This window comes from Breoghania sp. (genome assembly GCF_030066895.1).
Classification (GTDB): Bacteria; Pseudomonadota; Alphaproteobacteria; order Rhizobiales; family Stappiaceae; genus Breoghania.
The window spans coordinates 1-18,097 of sequence record NZ_JASJAV010000009.1 but is presented as its reverse complement, the minus strand read 5'-3'; the positions used below and the strand labels follow the sequence as shown (position 1 = coordinate 18,097).

Genomic DNA, 18,097 nt, shown 5'->3' with positions numbered 1-18,097 from the left:
AATTATCTAAATATCTATATATTTTTCTGAGATATAGCTTAAAAAATTTATCTACATTTATGAATGAGGGGAACGTAGATGAGAAACGTCGGAATATTGGAATGTAATTTTTTAGAATCCGGATTCATGGGGTTCGAGATCTGCAAGAACGCCGGATACCATATTACGTTTTTCACCCGGAACCTGCCGCGCTATCGCGATGGGGCAGCGGTATATCGACAGGTATGTCGATGATATCCATGAGGTCGAAACGAACCGATATGATCAGATCCGCGACTATGTCTTTGATCTGCATAGCGAAAGTCCTTTCGACGCGTTTCTAACCCTCAGCGAGTACGATATCGTTCCAACCGCCAAGCTCGCGCGTGAGTTGGGTGTTCCTCATGTGAACCCGGAGGTGGCGCTTACGGCGCGAAACAAGCATATGACGCGAGAGGCGTGTTTGAAACACGGCGTGTCCGCCCCGGTTTTCGTCGCCGTTCGCGATCGCAAGGAGATGGCTGCCGCTGTCGAGAAGGTTGGCCTTCCGTGCATCGTGAAGCCGGCGGATGAAACCAGCAGCACCGATGTGATGAAATGCCGGAGCGTTGACGAGGCGGTCCAGCACTTCGATCTGATCCAGGTCCAAGCCGCAAAACGTACGCGGCCAGAACCGCTACGAGTTCGTTCTCGTCGAGCAATGCATCGCGGGCTTCGAGGTCAGCGTCGAGACGCTGACAGTGAACGGCAAGCATTACGTCTACGGTATCACGGACAAGATCTTCGGCGGCGATCGTCACTTCGTCAAGGTCGGGCATTCCTTTCCCTCCTCGTTGCCTCCGGAAACGTCTGACGCTTGCGCCGCCGTTGCCGTTGCGAGCCTCGATGCCGTCGGCTTCAGCATAGGAGCGGCCCATATCGAGGTGAAGATCGATGAAGAAGAGCCGAAACTCATCGAGATCAACGGGCGGCCCGGAGGGGATCGCATTCCCGATCTGGTGGCCATGGTGACGGGCCACGATCCGGTGGTGGATCACGTACACGCCTTTCTCGGCGCCGGACTGGAAGTCCCGAACAGCACGTTGAAACGGCAATCGGGGGCCGCGATTTCGTTCTTTCATGCAACGCCCGGCACCATCCGGTCGATCGTCGGCGTGGACGACATTCCCTACACCAAGGACGTCAAGGAGGTCGTGTAACCCGATCTCGTGGGCAGGACCGTCGAGCCCTTGATCAAGACCCGCCTGGGCTATGTGATCGCCTCGGGAAAGAACAGCTACCACGCCTGGGGACAGGCGGAGACGGCCCGATCGATGTTGAGCATCGGCGTCGCCTGATGGAGGGGCGGGAAGACCTCCCGCCTTTTCCGTTCCGCTTCGACCTTGATTGCCGTCGGGTTTCGTTACGGCTAGCTCTTGACCGCAGTGCGGGAGGTCATCCTTATGACAAGGATGAAAAAGGCAGCCGACCCGATCCTTACAGATGATTCCGCGACGTTCGCTTCAGGCGACGATGTCGATGCCTATCGCGCACAACACCGGCAGGTGTCGCCGGAGGTCGACACCGAGACGATGGCGGTCTTCGGCCGAATCTACCGGATTACAACGCGGATGGCCCCGCATATCGAGGCCCTGTTCGCCGAGCATGGTCTGGAACGCGGCGAGTATGACGTTCTCGCCACGCTCCTGCGCGGCGGGCCGCCCTACCGTAAGACGCCGACGGACGTCTACACCTCGCTCATGGTGTCATCCGGCGGGCTAACGCATCGCCTGAAATGGCTTGAGGCTGCGGCCCTCGTTCGCCGCGTGCCGTGCCCGCAAGACGGTCGACGCCTGATGGTGGAACTGACGGAAGAGGGATATCGGCGCACGAAACGCGCCTTCGAGGCCGATATGCGCCTTGAGGGGCAATGGTTGTCCGAGCTTTCCGAGGAAGACCGCGGCCAACTTGCGGATCTGTTGCGGCTCCTCAATGCATCCGTCCCACAGTTTGAGAAAAATTCTGCGAGCGAAACGCAGGAAGCCGTATCCGAAGGCTGAACGGTAGAGCTGCTCTGCCGAAAAGATGGAAATTGCCTTCCAGGGAGGGAAAACCGGTCGGGTAGAGGTTCGGGACGCTGTGTGCCCGCCCGAGAGGGCGTGGCCGTGGGTTCCTGGGCGAGTACTCATCGTGGTTGCGGAAAGCGGACAGTCTGCATTGTGAGTGAGTTTCATGAACGACGCGAACCGGACGAACGACGGGGGCAATCAGTCGGTGGATAGCCGGCTAATTGCTTTCCATGCAGTCTCCAGCAAAGAGGCTCTCGATGCGCTGGAGGCATCTCGCACCGGGCTCGATGCGGATGAGGTGGCGCGCAGGTTGGATGCCTATGGCGCCAACCGTTTGCCCGAGCCTCCCAAACGCGGCGCGTTGGCGCGCTTGTTAAACCAGTTCCATAACATCCTCATCTATGTCTTTCTGATTTCGGCCGCAGTGACCGCCGGTTTGCAGCACTGGGTGGATATGGGCGTCATTCTGACGGTCGTTCTGGTGAACGCGATCATCGGATTCATTCAGGAGGACCGCGCCGAACAGGTGATGGACGCAATCCGCGGAATGTTGGCGCTGCATTCGGCGGTGTTGAGGGATGGGCGGCGGCAAAGCGTCGAAGCGGCGATGCTCGCTCCCGGCGACATCGTCCTGATCGAGGCGCGCGGGCTGAAGACCCAGGAGGCGGTCCTGACGGGAGAGTCTGTGCCGGTTGACAAAGGTGTCGAACCGGTGGACCTCAAAGCCCCTTTGGGGGACCGAACCTCGATGCTGTTCAGCGGCACGCTGGTCACGGCGGGGACGGGGCAGGGGCTCGTCGTTGCGACCGCCGGGGCGATCGAGATCGGGCGGATCAGCGGCATGCTCTCCAAGGTGGAGGTGCTGACCACGCCGCTCGTGCATCAGATGAACATCTTTGCGCGGTGGCTGACGGTTTTCATCCTGCTGATTGCATCGAGCTTGCTGATCTACGGCTATTTCGTCGGGAAGCTGCCGTTTTCAGACCTCTTCATGGCCGTGGTCGGGCTCTCGGTCGCGGCTATCCCGGAAGGGTTTCCGGCTTTTCTGACCATCACGCTTGCCGTCGGGAGTGCAGGTGATGGCGGGGCGGAACGCGATCATTCGCCGGTTGCCGGCCATCGAGACACTCGGATCGGTTTCCGTCATCTGCTCCGACAAGACCGGAACGCTGACCCGCAACGAAATGATGGCGACGACGCTGGTCGCCTCGCAACATGTCTATTCGATCCGCGGAAACGGTTATGCCCCGGAATGGGCGGTGTGCTGGCGCGAAGAGGACGCCCATCTGGCCGAACATTGCGGTCCTGATGGAATTCGCGCGCGCCGCAGCACTGTGCAACGACGCGGAACTGCGCGGCGCGGAGGACGGATGGAGGGTCGAAGGCGATCCGATGGAAGGCGCGCTTCTGGCGCTTGCGGGGAAGATCACCGGTAAGGGAACGGCGCCTGTGCCTGCCTGGACCCGGACCAATGCGATTCCCTTCGATGCCGCTCACCGCTACATGGCAGTCCTCCACCACGATCACGAGGGACATACCCTCATCCATGTGAAGGGTGCGCCCGAGGCCGTGCTCGACATGTGTGCCAACCAGAGGCAAAGCGACGGCGGTAAGGCGCCGCTTGATCCCGAGACATGGCACGAAGCGGTGGAAGACCTGGCGGCCGAAGGCCAGCGGGTGATCGCCGTCGCCGTCCGCGCGGTTGATCAGGATCGCACGATCCTCAATTCTTCGGATCTGGATGGCAGTTTGACCTTGATCGGGCTCATTGGCCTAATCGATCTGAAGCGATCGAAGCTGTGGCGGAATGCCATGCGGCGGGGATCCGTGTAGATGATCACAGGCGATCATGGCGCCACCGCGCGCGCGATCGCGACACAGATCGAACTTCAGAATACGAACAGTGTTCTGACCGAATTCAGAAATTAAACTCACCGACGATGCCGCATTGTCCGATGCGGTGGTCACGATCGACATTTTCGCGCGAACCTCACCCGAACATAAGCTGCGGCTGTTAACGGCATTGCAGGCGCGCGGTCTGACCGTTGCTATGACCGGGGAAGGGGTGAATGACGCGCCGGCCATGAAACGGGCAGATGCCGGTATCGCTATGGGCAAGAAAGGGAGCGAAGCCGCCAAGGAAGCGGCGGAACTCGTTCTTGCTGAAGACAATTTCGCCTCGATCGCAGCCGCGGTGCGCGAAGAACGGACAGTCTACGACAACATCAAGAAGGTCATAAGCTGGACACTTCCGACCAATGCCGGAGAGACGATGACCATCGTCGTGGCGCTGTTTGCGGGGCTCGCCCTGCCGATCACGGCGGTTCAGATCCTCTGGGTCAATCTGATCACGGCCGTCACGCTCGGCATCGCGCTCGCTTTTGAGCCCAGCGAGCGCGGCACGATGCAACGCCCGCCGCGTGCGCGGGACGAACCGTTGCTGGCCGGCACGTTGATCTGGCACATCGTGCTGGCCTCGGGGCTGTTTCTGGCCGCGGTCTTCGGCGTTTACACCTATGTGATCGATCGAGGCTATCCCGTGGCGCTGGCGCAGACCATGGCAATGAACACGCTCGTGGTGCTGGAGATTTTCCATCTCTTCTTCATTCGCAACATCTACAACACGTCGCTGACCTGGGCGGCGGCGAAAGGCACACGGATCGTCTGGATCTGTATTGCCGTGGTGACCGCAGCGCAGTTCGCGGTCACCTATGTGGCGCCCTTGCAGGGCGTTTTAGGAACCTTGTCGGTGCCGCTCTGGGGCGGTGTCCTGATCGTCGCCATCGGCATTCTGTTCTTCGTGCTGATCGAGAGCGAGAAACAGGTGCGATTGGCGCTCAGCCGCCAGCGCCGCGTCTCCGACATTCATTGAAGATGAGACGGACGCAATAAAGCCGAAACGGCCGGGGCGAACCTCGGGAGAGCGCGAGAGGCGGGCGGTCGATCCATTATTCGTTGCGGATGCGCTGATTGCGGTGTTTTATCTCTGCACTATTGTTTTTATTCTGACGTCGTACATATATCATAAAGTAATATAAATAAATAAAATATGTAAATTATTTTTGGAAAGGTTTTTCATGAAGATATTTCTTGCCAAGCCTTTCAAGGCGCTCGTCGATCCGGAGGAAAAGCGGATGTCGGATCGCGATGTTCCTGCCGCTGATCAGTCATTTCGAGCAAATCGGCTGGGAGGTGCATTCCACACATCGGTGCGAGCAGTGGGGGCGGGAATTAATGACGCCCGACGAATGCACCCGTATCGACTGCAACGAAATCGCGAAATGCGATCGGTTCGTCGCCTACCCGGGCTTGCCGGCATCTCCCGGAACCCATGTGGAACTGGGATGGGCGTTCGCCCTGCAAAAGGATGTCACGCTTCTGCTCAAGAAGGGAGGCGAATACGCCTTTCTCGTCCAGGGGCTGAAGACGATCACGCGCGTGCGCACGCTTTTCTATGGCGCCGTCGTTGCTCCCCAGGAACTCGAGCAACTGCTGGTCGGGGCGTAGTGACCATGACAGAGCGGTATGAAACCTTCGACCAGACGTATCGATCGACGATTGCCGACGTTCTCGCAGCGCCCGAGTTTCGGAATGCGCCGCGTGGCAATGCAGAGATCGAAACTCTCGGCTTTTCGGCCGTGCTGCACAATCCGCTCGCACGGGTGTGCCTGAGCCCCGCGCGACGCCAGAACATCGTCTTCAACTATGCCGAAGCGCTCTGGTATCTATCGGGTCGCAACGACCTAGCCTTCATCGAGCACTATGCCCCGCGCATGAGGCGCTACAGCACCGACGGGGTGACACTGCCTGGCACCGGCTACGGTCGGAAGCTGCTGCTGGCTTTCGGAGCGGATCGCCTCGACCAGATCGAGCGGGTCATCGATATCCTCAAAGACGACGATCCGGACAGCAAGCGCGCCTTCCTGCAGATCTTCGGTGCCGAAGAGGATCTCTATCGGCGCAATATCGATGTCTCCTGCACGCTTGGCCTGCAGCTTCTGCTGCGCGACGAGAGCCTTGCACATGGTCGCCTTCATGCGCGCGAACGACGCCTATATCGGGTTCCTGAGCGACGTCTTCCACTTCACGTTCCTGCAGGAATACATCGCCCGCCGTCTCGCTGTGCGCGTGGACCGGTACTATCACCATGTCGGCTCCATTCACATTTACGAACCCGATCTGGACAGGGCGCGGGCCCTGGCCAATGAGCCCGTCGGCGAAGCCCCGCCGTCCTATCCGATCATGCCCTTCACCACGCCTCAGATGATTGCCGAAGTGCTTGAAGCGGAAGGCGCCATTCGCAGCAGGGCCCTCGCACTCGAAGACGTGTTGTGTCTGGCCCTGCCGGATTACTGGCTGAACGTGCTGGTGCTCTTCTGGCTTCATGCCCACAAGCCGCGTGTCCTCAGGCCAGGCGCGCGCTGGAGGCGCTTCATCCGTTGCATCGGCATCTCTTCGACCAACGACGGATGGAGGTGACCTCCTGATGGATGCTGCGACGACAACCAAGTGGAATGCTAAGGCCGTATCCGACCTGTTCGTCGCCTATGACGATCATGTGGAAGATCTTCTGGGCTATCAGCTGCTGATCGCGGACATCGTGCGGCGGCTCGGGAAGGATATTCGCGTTCTCGATTACGGTTGCGGCGGGGGCAAGGTCTCCCGTCGCATGCGACGCGCCGGAATAGCGCGTGTCGTCGGCGTCGACCTGCCGCCCGACATGGTAGATGCCGCTCGCGCACTTGCCCTGTCTGATGCCGAATTCAGGCAGGTCGAGAGCGGACGGGTGCCGCTCTCTGACGATCTGTTCGATGCGGCGGTCGTCTGCTTCGTTCTGATCAATATCGATACGAAGGCCGAGATCGGCGCGATTTTGTGGAAGATACACCGCCTGCTCAAACCAGGAGATCATCTCTTCGTGCTCGATTCCAATCCCCGCGTGACCAGGATCCGGTTCAAGACCTTCCAGAGCGGGGAATAGGGGGTCGACTATAAGGATGGAGCCCTTCGCAAGGTGGCACTTCAGGTGCCCGGAAGAACTGAGCCCTTCGTCATTCACGACCGCAACTGGGCGCAAAAGACCTACATCGATGAAATCAGGAAAGCGGGATTTCTTGGTCCTTCGATCTTTGAATTGACCACGGATGTTCTGAACCGCGAAGCCCGCGCACTTTTGACTGATGCGGAGAAGATCAATCCGCCGTTTCTGCGCCTGTCCGCACAAAAGGCGGGCGGCGACACGTGAACGTGGATCGGGTGGGGGACGCGAGTGCCGAGGGGGCGGGAACTTGTTCCTGCACCCCAGAGGGGGCAAGGTGGGACGGGGAGGGAGGTGAGGTCTGATCCGGCCCTTCCGTTTAGATTGAATTGGCAGTCCGGGCCCGTGGCGTCCGGGCAGGCCGGTAGAAGCAAGGTCAGCCCCGTGATCGCAACACGTTCCGCATCGCAAGTCGATCCCAGCTGCCGGCCCGTCGTGGCGACAATCGCGGCCGTGTTTCGCGACGGGAAAGTCCTTCTGGTGCGGCGCGCCAATCCGCCCGATGCGGGCCATTGGGGATTTTCGGGCGGAAAGATCGAGCACGGCGAGACCATACTGGGTGCCGCCGTGCGCGAGCTTTTCGAGGAAACGGAGATCACGGGCGAGGCAGTGAGAGTGTTCACCGCGGTCGATGCTCTGGACCATGACGACAACGGAAACGTGCGTCATCACTACGTTCTGGTCGTGGTGCTCTGCCGGTACGTTTCGGGAACGGCGGTCGCGGGCGACGATGCGCTAGAAACGCGATGGTTTTCGCCCGATGAGCTTGATGACACCGATCTTGCTCTCAGTCTCGATGTGGCGCGACAGGCTGCGGCCCTGACCGATGTCGAATGCCCTTAGTGCGGTATCGGAATAAAGTAGGTGCAGATCCACTGCGACAAACTGACACCGTATTTTGTCTGAACTACTTCCGATAAGCGATCTTTATTCGGTCATGATAATCACACCGATGGACAATATCTCTCGGTAACGCGATATTTCCCGTACAAAATCTGAACTTCAGATACTATTTATTGGCTAAGTGAAAGGGTTCAGTTGCGCTCGTAACCGGCGCCGGATCTGGAGTTGCTAGTATGACGAGCTGCGATTTCACCGAGCTTGATCCCGCCTGCCTTTCAACGCACAACCCCACGAGACGTATAGCCTGGCACGGATCTGCTGCACCGGAAGACACGCGCGAAGTCCCCGAGGAAGAGGCCGTCGCCCTTACCTATAACGGCGCGACGCACACCGTCATGATGGCGACGCCGAACCAGCTCGAAGACTTCGCCGTGGGGTTCAGTCTGACGGAAGGGATCATCTCCGATCCCGACCAGATCAAATCGATCGAGATTGCCGCCTTCACGACCGGGGTGGAAGCCCGTCTCTGGGTCGAAGACGAATGCGCGGAGCGTCTGGCGCAGCGTCGCCGGGCGATCGCGGGACCGACCGGTTTTGCGGACTGTGCGGGGTTGAAAGCCTGGACGAGGCTTTCAAGTAGCCCTCGAACGTCTGCGACGACGATATTCGGTTTACGCCCGAACAGATCATGGAAGCGATCAACGCGCTGTCACAGGGACAGCCGCTCTTCCGCGAGACCCATGCCGTTCACGCGGCCGGGTTCTGGCCCCCGGCGGAAGGGCTTGTTCGTGCCCGTGAAGATTTGGGACGGCACAACGCCATGGACAAGCTCGTCGGCGCTCTGAATCGCGAGCGGATCGATCCAGGTGGCTCGCCACGATCACCAGTCGGGTGTCGATAGAGATTGTTCAAAAGGCCGCGGTACTGGGCCGTCCCCGCCCTGGTTGCCGTGTCCGCTTCGACGATGCTGGCGATCCGGACGGAGGAAAACGCGGGGCTAACACTCGTTGGCGTCGCGAGCCGCGACGGCTTCGAGGCCTTTACCCATCCGGAGCGGATCGTCTTTTGAACCATCGGCAATCCGGTGCTAGCCATTGGTAGAAAACGATAGTCAATTGGAAAGGCAGCGGAAATTTATTTGGCTCATGGAGCGTTCGCGACCGATCCTGCTCCGTGAATTCAACGAGATGTCGAACTTGTTCGACCACGTCGGCGAAATGAAGATCTCTCAAGGGACCTGGATGTGAAGTCGGCGTGATCGGTATCGGAGGTAGCTACGATGTGCAGCGTATGCGGTTGCGGGCAAGCCACTGTCGAAGTCCACGATCACAACCATCATCATCACTAGCACCACGAAGGCATGAGCGAAGAAGAACACGCCGCGCTTCATGCAGCCGGGATCGCCCACGGCCATGACCATGAACATACCCATAAGCACACGCATGAAGACAGGCATATTCATTACGGGGAAGGCGAGGCCGGTATCTCCGTTCCGGGGCTTGATCAGACACGTGTGACCAAGATGGAAGAAGCCGTTCTTGGCGAGAATGATCGCAGGACGGCGGAAAACCGGGCGGTGTTCGAAAAGGACGGTATGCTCGCGCTCAATCTGCTTTCCAGTCCCGGTTCCGGCAAGACCACGCTTTTGTGCGAAACGGTCAAGGCGCTGCAGCCGGATTTGCCGGTCGCCGTGATCGAAGGCGATCAGCAGACGTCGAACGACGCCGACCACATTCGCGAAACGAGCGTTTCTGCCATTCAGGTCAATACGGGCAAGGAGTGCCATCTGGATGCGGCGATGATAGCCGACGCCTCGAAAAGCCTCAACCCGCAGGAAGGCTCGGTCCTCTTTATCGAGAATGTCGGAAACCTGGTGTTCCCGGCGACCTTTGATCTCGGTGAAGCGGCGAAGGTCGTAATCCTTTCGGTCACCGAGGGCGAAGACAAGCCGATCAAGTATCCCGACATGTTCGCTGTCGCGGACCTGATGATCATCAACAAGATCGACCTTGCCCCCTATGTGAAGTTCGATATCGCGCGCTGTATGGGCCTTGCACGGCGGGTCAACCCATCCCTGCAGATCCTGCAGCTCTCGGCGACCTCCGGCGAGGGGCTTGAGATCTGGGTCGAATGGGTGCGCGAACGCCGCGCCGGACTGATCGCCTCGAGGGCGGCCTGAGCCATGGAGAGCGCGGTTCAACGCGGCAGGTCCGCTGGCGAGCAGGCCGAGGGCGATCGCGTTCGTCTCACCTTCGATCTGCCGCGTTCCCTGCCGCCGTTGATCGGACTTGGCGCCTTCTTGAAGGATACGATCACCGTTATCGACGTAAACTGGGCCTATGTGTCCCGCGATGTCGGCCATATACGTATACGCCTGAGGCCATCCGGGACATGGAAGAAACGGCCTGGGCCATGATCGAGCGGCTGGGTGTGGTCCCGGCCGCCGTTGCCCATGATCTCCATCCCGACTTTCCCTCCATCCGCCTCGCAGCCGCACTGGCGGAGGAACTGGGAGCGGAGTTGATCCCGGTCCAGCACCATCACGCTCATGTGGCGGCGGTGGCCGCCGAACATGGTCACGACGCTCCGCTCCTTGGCCTGTCCTTCGACGGCTTCGGCCTTGGAACGGGCGATGAGGCGTGGGGCGGCGAACTTTTCTTCGTCGATGGCGCGGAGTTTTTTCGCGCTGGCCACCTGTTTCCCTTGTTGCAACCGGGCGGGATGTCGCCACACGCGAAGTGTGGCTGATGGGAGCCTCTGTGCTTCATGCGATCGGGCGTGGTGACGAGATCGCGGATCGCTGGTCACATATTCCGGCAGCTCGGAACCTCGGCGTAGTGATGTACAAGGGGCTCAATTGCCCGAAGACGACGTCCATGGGGCGTCTGTTCGATGTGGCCTCGGGCCTGCTGGGTGTATGCGACGTCGCCGAGCACGAAGGGCAGGCACTGATAGCGCTGGAAAGCTTCGTCACCGAGCCTGAGGAAATGCCGACGGGATGGCGAATTTCGCGTGACGGCGAACTCGATCTCAGACCACTCCTCGCGACGCTTGCCGATATTTCCGACCGTCAACGTGGGGCCAATCTCTTCCACGGGACACTTGCGGCCGCCGTCGCGGAATGGGTGGTCATCTCCATGCACCGTCTTCCGTTGCCCGTCACGGGCATCGCCTATTTCGGGCGGTTGCTTCTTCAACAAGGTTCTGACGAACGATCTCAGCCGCAGGCTCGGCGCTCAGGGCGTGCAGATCCTAAGACACGAGCGGTTCGGCCCGGGTGATCCGGCGGTCAGTCTTGGTCAGGCCTATGTTGCGGCATTGCGTTTGGGTGAGACTTTCTAGTTTGAGGAGAAGGAACGATGTGTCTGGCAATTCCGGCCGAGGTGATCGAACTCCAACCCAATGACATGGGCAAGGTCAGCATCGACGACGTCGCGAAATCGGTCAGTCCGACTCTCCTGGAGAATATCGCCGTCGGCAACTATGTCCTCATTCATGTGGGCTTCGCGCTCATCCGCATTTCGCCGGAAGAGGCGAAAGACACGCTGGATGCGCTCAAGGAGATGGGGGAGCTGGCCGGGGAACTGAACCTGGCGGAGATGGCGGGATGAAATACGCCTCCGAATTCAGGGACGGCAAGCTTGCGAAGAAGATCGTCGCCGAATGCGAGCCGGATCGTTCCTACACGCTCATGGAGTTCTGCGGCGGGCATACCCATACGATCGCCCGCTACAGCCTTGAGGAGATGCTGCCCGACAATATCCGCCTTGTGCACGGGCCAGGCTGTCCCGTCTGCGTTCTGCCCGTCGGGCGGGTCGACAGCGCGATCGAACTCGCACGCGATCACGGCGTCATTCTGTGCTCCTATGGCGACATGATGCGTGTGCCCGGTTCCCACCGCATGAGTCTTCTCAAGGCAAAGGCGGCGGAGGTCGATATTCGCATGGTCTGGTTGACGCTCGATGCGCTCAAGATTGCGCGTGAAAACCCGGGCCGCGAGGTCGCCTTCCTCGCCATCGGTTTCGAGACGACCACACCGTCCTCCGCCATGGCACTGAAGATCGCCAAGGCGGAAGGGCTGACAAATTTCTCCATCTTCTGCAATCACGTTCTGACGCCCGCTGCCATGCGCGCGATCCTCGATGGTGAAAGCCTGCCGTTGCAGGGGATCATCGGGCCGGGCCATGTCTCCGCTGTGATCGGGATCGAGCCTTACCAGGAATTCGCCGACCGGGGGCAAGCGATCGTCGTGGCCGGGTTCGAGCCGCTCGATCTGTTGCAGGCGATCCTGATGCTGACGCGACAGGTCAATGAGGGGCGGAGGCGCGTCGAAAATGCCTATGTGCGGGCACTTCCTGCCGTCGGCAACGAGAAGGCGCAAACCGTAATCGCGGAAACCTTCCAGCTTCGCGGCGCCTTCGAATGGCGCGGGCTTAGATGTCTGCCGGACAGCGCGATGCGCGTGGCGGACGCCTATGCCGATTTCGATGCAGAACTGAAATTCTCCTCGCGGCCCTATCGTGCCGTGCCCGATCCAAAATCGTGCGCTTGCGCGGAAATCGTGCGCGGCCTGAAACGCCCCGAACAATGCCCGCTCTTCGGACGGGCCTGCACGCCGGACGATCCCATTGGCTCGTGCATGATCTCAAGCGAAGGCGAATGCGCTGCACATTGGCTTTACGGTCAGCACCGGAACAAGACGGCGGCGTAAGGTCATAACGAAGGAGGGGAACATGAACGATCATTCCCACAGCCGAAACGCGCGCCTTTTTCCCAGGGCGCTCGATATCGCCAAAGGCCGGGTCGACATGACCCACGGCGGCGGCGGTCGCGCCATGGCGCAACTGGTGTCCGAGGTTTTCGGCAACGCGTTCGACAACGAGTTCCTTGCCCAGGGCGACGACATGGCGGTAATGCCGCCCGCTGCCGGGCGTCTTGTCATGTCGACGGATAGCTACGTGATATCGCCGCTGTTCTTTCCCGGCGGAGATATCGGCTCGCTTGCGGTTCACGGCACGATCAACGACGTGGCGATGAGCGGGGCAAAGCCGCTTTATCTGTCGGCAAGTTTTATCATCGAGGAGGGACTGCCGCTCTCCAATCTCAAGCGGATCGTGGAGAGCATAGCGGAAGCCTCGAAGGCGGCCGGAGTGCCGATCGTGACCGGCGATACCAAGGCGGTGGAACGCGGCAAGGCGGCCGGCGTGTTCATTTCCACCGCCGGGGTCGGCGTGCTGGATGATGGACTTGAGATCGACGGCGACCAGATCCGCGAGGGCGATGCCATCCTCGTCTCCAGTTCAATCGGCGATCACGGTATCGCCATCCTGTCGAAGCGCGAAAATCTTGATTTCGAAACCACCATCTAGAGCGACAGCGCGCCGCTTCACCGCATGATCGCCGCGATGGTCGAGACTGAACCGGAAACCCACTACCTGCGGGATCCGACCCGTGGCGGTCTGGCTGCGACCTTGAACGAACTCACCAATCAATCGGGCGTGGGGCTCGTTCTGGAAGAGGATGCGCTGCCCGTCAAACCGGCGGTGCGCGGAGCCTGCGAATTGCTGGGCATCGACCCGTTGGGCGTCGCCAATGAAGGCAAGCTGCTAGCCTTATGCCCTCAAGAAAAGGCAGAGGCGTTGCTGAAGGTGATGCGCGCTGCTCCCCATGGCGAGGACGCGGCGATCATCGGCCGGGCGGTCGCAGATCCGCTGAAGCTCGTGCGGCTGGAGACGAGCTTCGGCAGCGAGCGCGTGGTGGAATGGCTGAACGGCGAGCAATTGCCGCGGATCTGCTGAACCTCGTTCACTGCCTCTGTGAGTAAAACCGAAGGGTCCGCCGTGAAAGGTGGGCCCTCTCTTTATGGAGGTGCGGAATCTTTATGGAGGTGCGGAATCCGACCTCCAATACGCATGGAGCGCGGCAGGACAGTGAGATCTCTGTCCAAACCGTGCTCCACTAATCCCCCTGTCTGCCCGGCGTCTTGAGCGTGGCGAATGCGCGTCCACGTTTCGAACGACCCGGACTTATGAGGGACGGGACCCGGACCACCCTGGTCGGCAGGAGGTGATCTGGGCCGCGTTTCGTGTCCTTACTGCTGGGCGGCCACGTGGCCGGCTGCAGCATTGTCGGACGCTTCGACCTTGGCGAGCTTCACTCCGCCCATGCCCTTGCGATAGATCGTCCAGTAGAAGGCTCCGACGAACAGGCCGCCGCCGACGATGTTGCCCGCAGTCGCGACGATGATGTTGTGTGCGACCGACCCGACGGTCAGAACGTCGACGTTCATGCCGTCCGGCACGTTGCCGATTACCTTGAGAAGGTAAGCGAAGGGCAGGAAGTACATGTTGGCGACACAGTGTTCGAAGCCGGCGGCAACGAAGCCGGAGATCGGCAGGATGATCGCCACGATCTTATCCACAACGCTGTGGCACGAATAGGCGAGCCAGACCGCCAGGCACAGCACACCATCAGGTTACACATGATGGCCTTGAAGAAGATCGTCGTGGTCGAGAGCGAAACCTTCGCGATGCCGATCTTCAGCATCACGGTTTCGACGCCGTTGCCGTTAAGCGCCTGTTCGCGCGCCATGTAGGCAATGAAGACGATCACGAGCGAACCGACGAGGTTGCCGACCCAAAACTTCGAGCGGATCACGTGGGACGAGGCGATCAAGATCGCATCCACGAAGTTCTCCGAAATCAAGGAGAAGTACGGTCCCGACGCAATCATGACGACCGGTTCTTCGCGCGGTTGCGGCAACGAGACGAACTTCGTCATGCAGAAGTTCGCGTGTACCGTCATCGGCACCAACAACGTCGACAACTGCGCCCGCGTCTGCCACACCACGTTGGTTGCCGGTCTGGCCTACACGCTCGGCAACGGCGCCATGTCGAACTCCATTCAGGAGATTGCCGACACCGATTGCCTGCTGGTCTTCGGCTACAACGTCGCCGACAGCCATCCGGTCATCGCACGCCGCGTCATCGAGGCGAAGGAAAAGGGTGCCAAGATCATCATCTGCGATCCGCGCAAGATCGAGACTGCGCGTCTTGCCGACCTGTATCTGCCGCTGAAGAACGGCTCCAACATGGCGCTGGTCAACGCTTTCGCCAACGTGCTGACCAACGAAGGCCTGTACGACAAGTAATACGTCGCCAAGCACACCGAAGACTTCTACGAATACAAGAAGATATTCTCCAAATACACGCCGGAATACGTTGCCGATATCACCGGCCTCGACCTGGACGACGTGCGCGAGGCGATACGGATCTACGCAGCCGGCCCGAACTCCATGATCTTGTGGGGCATGGGCGTCACTCAATGGACGATGGGCGTCGACATGGTGAAGGGCCCGTCCGGCCTGGCGCTGCTGACCGGTAACCTCGGTCGTCCGAATGTCGGCGTCGGCCCGGTCCGCGGCCAGAACAACGTGCAGGGTTCGTGCGATCTCGGCGTTCTTCCCGACGTGTTCCCGAGCTATCAGCCGGTCACGGGCAAGAAGATTCGCGACAAGTTCGCCAAGCGCTGGGGCGTGAAGAGCTTGCCGGACAAGGTCGGCGCGATGGTCACCGACGTTCCTCGCCTGGTGGAAGAAGGCAAGATGAAAGCCTACTACATCATGAGTGAGGACCCGGCCCAGACCGATCCGGATCTTGCCTCCGTGCGCAAGTCCCTGAAAGACATGGAGTTTGTCATCTTTCAGGGCATCTTCATGGCGAAGACGGCGATGTTCGCCGATCTGGTCCTGCCGGCAACCTTCTGGGACGAGCATGAAGGCGTGTTTACCGCCGCCGACCGCACGTTCCAGCGCTTCGATGTGGCCGTGCCGCCGAAGGGCGAGTGCAAGCACGACTGGTAGATCATCTCCGAGATCGCCACGGCGATAGGCTATCCCATGAAGTACGAGAACACCAAGAAGATCTGGGACGAACTGCGCGAGCTGACCCCGATCTATTACGGTGCCACGTACGAGAAGATGGAAGGCCTCGGCTACGTTCAGTGGCCTTGCACCGATCTCGATAATCCGCATGGAACGAAGTACCTCTACACCGGCAACAAGTTCCAGCGCCCGAACGGCAAGGGCCTGCTCTATGCCTGTGAGTGGCATCCGCCGCTTGACCAGACGGATGACGACTTCCCGATGGTTCTCTGCACCGTTCGCGAAGTCGGGCACTATTCCTGCCCTTCGATGACGGGCAACTGCTCGGCCCTGCAGACGTTGGCCGACGAGCCGGGCTTCGTCACCATCAATCCGGAGGACGCCAAGCGTCTCGGGATCAAGGACAAGGAACTGGTCTACGTCTCCTCGCGTCGCGGCAAGATCATCACCCGCGCAAAGGTCACCGAGCGCACCAACAAGGGTGTGGTCTACATGACCTATCAGTGGAGGATCGGCGCCTGCAACGAGCTGACTGGCGAGAGCTTCGACCCGACTTTCAAGACGCCGGAATACAAGTACTCCTCCGTCAAGCTCGAGGCGATCGAAGATCAGTTCTGGGCGGAGAATCACGTCGAAGAGCTCTATGCGGAGCTCAAGGGCAATCTGAGCGAGGCCGTGTCGAACGCGAGCGAACTTCGCGAGCAGGAGCCCGCATGACCTCAATCCGACTGATCATCGGATAACCGAAAAGACCGACCGCCCCGTCGCTTCGTCGACGCGGGCGGCCGTTCACCAAGGGGCTTGCGCAATCGATGTTCGTGTAATGAATATTTGTATTGAGTGTTTGAGAGGACGAACCGCCGAGCGGAAGCTGTGAAGCAAGGACTTCCGAAAACGAGACACCTTCAGCCGCGACCGGATTGGCAGTCCGGAGACGAAACGGTTGCAGGGCGGAATGATTCCCCAAGACAGAAGAGCATAGGTTGGCCATGCATGAACTGACGATTTGTGACTCGCTTTTTCGCATTCTGGCGCGCGAACGTGAGGCTAGGGGCTTCGACAGAGTCCATCGATTGAAGCTTTCGGTCGAGCATTTCAGTTGTCTCGATCCTGAATCGCTGCGTTACGCCTTCACCGTCACCAGCCGGCAGACCTTCGCCGACGGTGCGCTGCTGGAGATCGAGCAGCCGCCCGGACAGGCCATATGCCAGGACTGCGGCGCTGAAGTCGAAGTCGAGTCGCACGTGTCCGCCTGCCCGAAATGCGGCGGGCACAGTCTGGCCCCTGTCGGCGGCGACGAGATGCAGCTCATCGAGTTGGAGGTCGCGTAACCGACGTCACCCGTTCGCCCCATATCTCGAAAAGGTGCAGCCGGAGACGGCGATGAGGCGGCGACATCCTCTCCCGCGATCCGATTGACCTTCATCAAGGAGCGTCTTTTCCTCAAGGCTTATACTCCGCACCAAAACAAGACCGCCGAATTGGGCCTTCCGCAATCTGAGACGGATACGCATGGAAGAGAAACTTGAATTCCTGCTAGCCCTTCCGCGGGAAAAGCATTTCGGCCGAGCCGCTCAGACGTGCGGCGTTTCTAAAAAAAATTTATCCTCTAATATCAATCACTTGGAAAAAACTCTTGGCATCCCACTTGTGGATCGCGGATCCCGCTTTTTCGGGTTTACCGCCGAGGGGCAGCGCGTTCTGGAATGGGCGCGCCGTATCGTCGGTGACATGAATGCGATGCGCTCCGACGTGGAGACGATGAAGCAGGGGGGATATCGGCCATCTGAGGATTGGGGCCATCCCCACGGCCTTGCCGGTCATGGTGACACACCTCGTCGCTGTGGGCGATCCATCCGGATATCAAACTGATGATCTCCTCCTATACCTCGACCGACATACTGGGGCGGCTCGACAATCTGCAGCTCGATGCGGGCATCACCTATCTGGACAACGAACCGCTTGGTCGGGTTTCCGAGGTGCCGCTCTATCGCGAGCGATATCATCTCGTGACGGCGGCCGACGGGCCGTTCCGCGACCGCAAGTCGTCACGTGGGAGGAGGCGGCAAGCCTGCCCCTGTGCCTGCTGTCTCGCGACATGCAGAACCGACGCATCATCGATCAGGTGTTTGCCGAGGCCGGGATCGATATCCATCCGAAACTGGAATCGAATTCGATCATCGTGATCGAAACGCATCTGACGTCGGGAGTGTGATCGACGATCATGCCCCACATCATGGTCAAGGCGCTGAACCTTCCCTCATCGGTGAAGGCAATCCCGCTTGTCGCACCGGAAGTGACGCGTTT

The 18,097-nt window shown here is 59.8% G+C and carries 21 protein-coding genes and 5 pseudogenes; 21 read left to right on the top strand and 5 right to left on the bottom strand.

What is annotated here, in order from left to right:
* Positions 1-172 precede the first annotated feature (172 nt).
* Together QNJ43_RS10970 and QNJ43_RS10965 are read right to left on the bottom strand one after the other, a co-directional pair.
* Positions 173-295 (bottom strand): hypothetical protein, encoded by a 123-nt coding sequence (locus QNJ43_RS10970; RefSeq protein ID WP_300469940.1) that lies wholly within the window; start codon positions 293-295, stop codon positions 173-175.
* 24 nt (positions 296-319) lie between these two features.
* Positions 320-628 (bottom strand): hypothetical protein, encoded by a 309-nt coding sequence (locus tag QNJ43_RS10965; RefSeq protein WP_300469938.1) that lies wholly within the window; start codon positions 626-628, stop codon positions 320-322.
* A gap of 37 nt (positions 629-665) precedes the next feature.
* Between QNJ43_RS10965 and QNJ43_RS10960 the strand changes: the two are divergent.
* The 6 genes and pseudogenes from QNJ43_RS10960 to QNJ43_RS10935 all read left to right on the top strand — a co-directional run.
* Positions 666-1,178, top strand: a pseudogene (locus QNJ43_RS10960) (ATP-grasp domain-containing protein); the annotation flags it as partial.
* Between the two features lie 243 nt (positions 1,179-1,421).
* Complete coding sequence (locus tag QNJ43_RS10955; RefSeq protein WP_300469936.1) at positions 1,422-2,018, top strand: MarR family transcriptional regulator; 597 nt, start codon at positions 1,422-1,424, stop codon at positions 2,016-2,018.
* Positions 2,019-2,190: 172 nt separating this feature from the next.
* Positions 2,191-3,336, top strand: coding sequence for a cation-transporting P-type ATPase (locus tag QNJ43_RS10950; RefSeq protein WP_300469934.1), 1,146 nt, complete (start codon positions 2,191-2,193; stop codon positions 3,334-3,336).
* Positions 3,336-3,860 (top strand): hypothetical protein, encoded by a 525-nt coding sequence (locus QNJ43_RS10945; RefSeq protein WP_300469932.1) that lies wholly within the window; start codon positions 3,336-3,338, stop codon positions 3,858-3,860. The genes QNJ43_RS10950 and QNJ43_RS10945 overlap by 1 nt, the downstream gene beginning before the upstream one ends.
* A gap of 115 nt (positions 3,861-3,975) precedes the next feature.
* On the top strand, positions 3,976-4,899 hold the full coding sequence (locus QNJ43_RS10940) for an HAD-IC family P-type ATPase (RefSeq protein WP_300469930.1): 924 nt from the start codon (positions 3,976-3,978) through the stop codon (positions 4,897-4,899).
* A 275-nt stretch (positions 4,900-5,174) separates the two neighbouring features.
* Positions 5,175-5,534, top strand: a complete 360-nt coding sequence (locus tag QNJ43_RS10935) for a hypothetical protein (protein ID WP_300469927.1) — start codon at positions 5,175-5,177, stop codon at positions 5,532-5,534.
* 236 nt (positions 5,535-5,770) lie between these two features.
* Here the strand turns inward: QNJ43_RS10935 and QNJ43_RS10930 are convergent, their stop codons facing one another.
* Positions 5,771-6,052 carry a hypothetical protein gene (locus QNJ43_RS10930; protein WP_300469925.1) on the bottom strand — a complete coding sequence of 94 codons (282 nt, stop codon included), beginning with the start codon at positions 6,050-6,052 and terminating at the stop codon, positions 5,771-5,773.
* On the opposite strand from QNJ43_RS10930, the gene QNJ43_RS10925 reads away from it, so the two are divergent.
* From QNJ43_RS10925 to hypE, 12 genes and pseudogenes are all read left to right on the top strand, one after another.
* Positions 6,051-6,506: a hypothetical protein gene (locus QNJ43_RS10925; protein ID WP_300469923.1), complete on the top strand. Its 456-nt coding sequence runs from the start codon at positions 6,051-6,053 to the stop codon at positions 6,504-6,506. The genes QNJ43_RS10930 and QNJ43_RS10925 overlap by 2 nt on opposite strands.
* Positions 6,507-6,513: 7 nt before the next feature.
* Positions 6,514-7,008, top strand: coding sequence for a class I SAM-dependent methyltransferase (locus QNJ43_RS10920; RefSeq protein ID WP_300469921.1), 495 nt, complete (start codon positions 6,514-6,516; stop codon positions 7,006-7,008).
* 45 nt (positions 7,009-7,053) lie between these two features.
* Positions 7,054-7,272, top strand: coding sequence for a hypothetical protein (locus tag QNJ43_RS10915; RefSeq protein ID WP_300469919.1), 219 nt, complete (start codon positions 7,054-7,056; stop codon positions 7,270-7,272).
* Positions 7,273-7,449: 177 nt separating this feature from the next.
* The gene (locus QNJ43_RS10910) at positions 7,450-7,908 is read left to right on the top strand and encodes an NUDIX hydrolase (protein WP_300469917.1); all 459 of its coding nucleotides are present in this window, start codon (positions 7,450-7,452) and stop codon (positions 7,906-7,908) included.
* A gap of 233 nt (positions 7,909-8,141) precedes the next feature.
* A pseudogene (locus QNJ43_RS27055) lies at positions 8,142-8,426 on the top strand (formate dehydrogenase accessory sulfurtransferase FdhD); the annotation flags it as partial.
* Between the two features lie 170 nt (positions 8,427-8,596).
* Positions 8,597-8,977, top strand: a pseudogene (locus QNJ43_RS10900) (formate dehydrogenase accessory sulfurtransferase FdhD).
* A 291-nt stretch (positions 8,978-9,268) separates the two neighbouring features.
* Entirely contained in the window at positions 9,269-10,087 is an 819-nt protein-coding gene (hypB, locus tag QNJ43_RS10895) for a hydrogenase nickel incorporation protein HypB (protein WP_300469915.1), read from the top strand.
* Positions 10,039-10,656: a hypothetical protein gene (locus QNJ43_RS10890; protein ID WP_300469913.1), complete on the top strand. Its 618-nt coding sequence runs from the start codon at positions 10,039-10,041 to the stop codon at positions 10,654-10,656. The genes hypB and QNJ43_RS10890 overlap by 49 nt, the downstream gene beginning before the upstream one ends.
* 11 nt (positions 10,657-10,667) lie before the next feature.
* On the top strand, positions 10,668-11,189 hold the full coding sequence (locus QNJ43_RS10885; protein WP_300469911.1) for a hypothetical protein: 522 nt from the start codon (positions 10,668-10,670) through the stop codon (positions 11,187-11,189).
* Between the two features lie 78 nt (positions 11,190-11,267).
* Positions 11,268-11,519 carry a HypC/HybG/HupF family hydrogenase formation chaperone gene (locus QNJ43_RS10880; RefSeq protein ID WP_300469909.1) on the top strand — a complete coding sequence of 84 codons (252 nt, stop codon included), beginning with the start codon at positions 11,268-11,270 and terminating at the stop codon, positions 11,517-11,519.
* Positions 11,516-12,619: a hydrogenase formation protein HypD gene (hypD, locus tag QNJ43_RS10875; protein ID WP_300469906.1), complete on the top strand. Its 1,104-nt coding sequence runs from the start codon at positions 11,516-11,518 to the stop codon at positions 12,617-12,619. Before QNJ43_RS10880 ends, hypD begins: the two co-directional genes overlap by 4 nt.
* A 22-nt stretch (positions 12,620-12,641) precedes the next feature.
* Positions 12,642-13,706, top strand: a pseudogene (gene hypE, locus QNJ43_RS10870) (hydrogenase expression/formation protein HypE).
* A gap of 293 nt (positions 13,707-13,999) precedes the next feature.
* Here hypE and QNJ43_RS10865 read toward each other — a convergent pair.
* Positions 14,000-14,374: a formate/nitrite transporter family protein gene (locus tag QNJ43_RS10865; RefSeq protein WP_300469904.1), complete on the bottom strand. Its 375-nt coding sequence runs from the start codon at positions 14,372-14,374 to the stop codon at positions 14,000-14,002.
* 180 nt (positions 14,375-14,554) lie between these two features.
* On the opposite strand from QNJ43_RS10865, the pseudogene fdhF reads away from it, so the two are divergent.
* The 3 genes and pseudogenes from fdhF to QNJ43_RS10850 all read left to right on the top strand — a co-directional run.
* Positions 14,555-16,507, top strand: a pseudogene (fdhF, locus tag QNJ43_RS10860) (formate dehydrogenase subunit alpha); the annotation flags it as partial.
* Positions 16,508-16,779: 272 nt separating this feature from the next.
* On the top strand, positions 16,780-17,121 hold the full coding sequence (gene hypA / locus QNJ43_RS10855) for a hydrogenase maturation nickel metallochaperone HypA (protein WP_300469902.1): 342 nt from the start codon (positions 16,780-16,782) through the stop codon (positions 17,119-17,121).
* A 181-nt stretch (positions 17,122-17,302) separates the two neighbouring features.
* Positions 17,303-17,662 (top strand): LysR family transcriptional regulator, encoded by a 360-nt coding sequence (locus QNJ43_RS10850; protein ID WP_300469900.1) that lies wholly within the window; start codon positions 17,303-17,305, stop codon positions 17,660-17,662.
* Between the two features lie 249 nt (positions 17,663-17,911).
* Here QNJ43_RS10850 and QNJ43_RS10845 read toward each other — a convergent pair.
* On the bottom strand, positions 17,912-18,097 hold a 186-nt coding region (locus QNJ43_RS10845; RefSeq protein WP_300469898.1), incomplete at its 5' end, for a hypothetical protein.